This is a genomic window from Boseongicola sp. (assembly GCF_057460485.1).
In genome coordinates this window covers 1-2,898 of record NZ_JBVCWP010000404.1, presented here as the reverse complement: position 1 = coordinate 2,898, position 2,898 = coordinate 1, and the positions used below count along the sequence as shown (strand labels likewise).

The window sequence follows — 2,898 nt, the reverse complement described above, 5'->3', positions numbered from 1 at the left end:
TAGTCCAACGACCGCTCCGAACAGCCGAATGTCCGAGCATCGGGCCGCACCGCTGAAAGCGTTGAATTTTCTGTGTTTCGGGAATGGCTGCTTCCGAAGCGCAGTCCAGGCTTGCCCCGCTGCACCGCCGCAAGTCCGCACTGAGCCCGAACTGAACGCAAAGGCTGAGACCCGTTTCGCACATGCCGCGCCGCGTACGGCTGCTATGTCGACGCGCCGACATTGGACACCCTGTGGACTTGCCCTGTAAAGGAGCATGTCCTGAAGCTTCGCCATTGGCGACTGAACTGCGGCTTTGCGAAATGACGAGGCCAGAATAGCAAGACGCAATGCATGCATTCTTCGATTTTGCAGAGTCCAGTTGACTTTCGCAAAGAAACCCCGACTATTTCCAGTACAGATTGAGTAGCTAGTAGACCGATCTGTCCGCTGGAGAAAGAGCAGGGAAAACTGTAAGCAGGCGCAACAAAAAACAAGAGAGCGCTGCATTACAGCGTATCCTTAAAATTCCACCATGGGAGGGGAATTGTATGAAAAGTTTACTTTCATCCATCGCGGCAATGGCGCTGACCACGGGCTATGTCTCAGCACAAAGCGCCGAACTGCCGAGCAACCTTGAAAGGTTACTCGACAACAAGACCACCGCCGGAGCCGAATTCACCTACGTCGAGCAAAGCGGAGAATACGCAGACGGCATCAAGAAGAACCTCGAGCGCGTTACTTTGCCCGACGGCTTCAAGATCGCGCTCTACGCCATCGTGCCGGACGCGCGCCACATGGCGGTCGGACCGCAGGGTGTTGTGACCTTCGTGGGAACGCGCAAATCCGACGCCTGGGCCGTGACAGACCGCAATAAGGACCGGGTCGCCGACGAAGTGAAAACGCTGGCACCCTCGATCCAGAAAAAAGTACCCAACGGGATTTGTTTTTCTCCGGACGGCTTTGCCTACATGGTGGAATCGAACCGTGTTCTTGTTTTCCCGGCAGCCGAGTTCTTTTATGAAAGCCCGGATGTTGCCGTTGGCGTTGTCGTACCTGAAGGCGAGCTGATTCCGGCGGACGAAGAGAGCTTCAACCATGGTGCACGGGTCTGCGATATCGGTCCGGACAACAAGCTTTATATCTCGTTGGGTCAGCCCTACAACGTCCCGCCTGCAGAAAAGCTGGACATGTACCGGGAATGGGGAATTGGCGGCATCATCAGGATGAACCGCGATGGGACTGATCGTGAAGTCTATACCTACGGTGTGCGGAACTCGGTCGGGCAAGACTTCCACCCCGAAACCGGCGAGCTTTGGTGGACCGACAATCAGGTAGACGGCATGGGCGACGACATCCCGGCAGGTGAGATCAACCACCAGACCGCGATGGGCCAGCACTTCGGATTTCCATGGTATGGCGGAGGAAGCACTCGCACCAACGAGTACAAGGATAGCGAGCCACCTGCGGACATCGTGTTCCCCGCTGTCGAAACCGTGGCCCATGCCGCCGATCTGGGCATGATGTTCTACACCGGCAACCAGTTCCCGGCGGCCTATAAGAACGCCATTTTCTCGGCGCAGCACGGATCCTGGAACCGCACGACTCCGGTCGGCGCACGGGTCATGGTCACAACAATCGATGCTGAGGGCAACGCCACCATCAAGCCATTTGCAGAGGGCTGGATCGACGAGAACGGCGAATACCTGGGCCGCCCGGTAGATGTCGCGCAGTTGCGTGACGGGTCCATACTTGTGTCGGATGACCTCGCTGGCGCTATCTATCGAATCAGCTACGGCGAATGATCAAGGGTAAACTCCTGAGCCTCGGTGGGATCTTCCTCGCCGGGGCCGTCTGCGCCCAGACCGCCGGTGATCCGGCCGAAGGGCGCAAGCTTGCCGGGCAATGCCGAACCTGCCACGGTATCGACGGCTTTGCAAAAATTCCAATTGCGCCACATATTGGGGGCGAACCCGCGCCCTATATCTCCTCGCAGTTGACGTCCTTCCGCGACGGGACCCGTACGCACGAGATGATGAGCGTTGTGGCCAAGTCCCTCACCGACCAACAGATCGCTGATCTGGCAACGTGGTATGCCAGTCATGACGTGAAAGCGACCCTGACTGCCGATGTTGCAGGCGCACCGGAGGTTTGCGTCGCCTGCCATGGCCAAGACGGTATCGGACTGACAGAGGACGTGCCCAATCTGGCGGGAGAGACCAACATCTACATCGACACCCAGCTCAAGGCCTTTCGCAGAGGCAGCCGCACAAATGAACTGATGTCAGCTATCGCTGCTGACCTCACGGATGAGGAAATCCGGGCTGCTGCCGATTGGTATGCTTCCGTGAAAATTGAGATCACCACCGCCGACTGAACAGATGCGTCGCGGATTTGATGATATGTCGAACTCCGACGAAATCCACTGATCATGTTTATCAAAGATCGTATCTTTGTCGATGGGGTGATCTTGTTCTCTTGCATTGACAGAGGCTATTGAACGGAATGAGTGCCGAAGATGACAACTGCTGCGCGAAAACTTCACCAGAAAGGCGCTGAACACGAGTCCGAAAGGTTGCTCCAACCTGTTCAAACTCAGAACCCTGTCCCGCTTGCGGGCTGCTGGAAATCGTTTCTCAACAGCTTGAATGGTCTGTCCATTACGAACGGCGGCTTCGTCTAAGGTTTGTGGCTGCTGTCATCGGGAGATGCAGCGGCGACAAATCCGACAAGGAGGAAAGCGCGGGCAGGTTTCGCTGCTATGTGGATTGTGCGTTACAGATGCAGCCTTGGTTGGCCGGAAGGGCCAGGTTCATCGCATTGATGATCACAGGTACTGCGGCTTTCACGGCCGACTTTTGCCGATTGGCTGCCTTTTTCGCATCCATTGGCCTGTTTTGCTGACAGTTTCATCAGACT

The 2,898-nt window shown here is 56.5% G+C and carries 3 protein-coding genes; all 3 read left to right on the top strand.

Annotated features, from left to right (window positions below):
- On the top strand, positions 1-250 hold a 250-nt coding region (locus AC221Y_RS22835), incomplete at its 5' end, for a hypothetical protein (RefSeq protein ID WP_486708584.1).
- A gap of 280 nt (positions 251-530) precedes the next feature.
- On the top strand, positions 531-1,784 hold the full coding sequence (locus tag AC221Y_RS22830) for a PQQ-dependent sugar dehydrogenase (protein ID WP_486708583.1): 1,254 nt from the start codon (positions 531-533) through the stop codon (positions 1,782-1,784).
- On the top strand, positions 1,781-2,356 hold the full coding sequence (locus tag AC221Y_RS22825; RefSeq protein ID WP_486708582.1) for a c-type cytochrome: 576 nt from the start codon (positions 1,781-1,783) through the stop codon (positions 2,354-2,356). The genes AC221Y_RS22830 and AC221Y_RS22825 overlap by 4 nt, the downstream gene beginning before the upstream one ends.
- Positions 2,357-2,898 lie beyond the last annotated feature (542 nt).

Excerpts from the sequence above, each read along its gene's own strand:
- AC221Y_RS22830 (WP_486708583.1), top strand. The coding sequence starts at position 531 with ATGAAAAGTTTACTTTCATCCATCGCGGCAATGGCGCTGACCACGGGC.
- AC221Y_RS22825 (WP_486708582.1), top strand. The coding sequence starts at position 1,781 with ATGATCAAGGGTAAACTCCTGAGCCTCGGTGGGATCTTCCTCGCCGGG.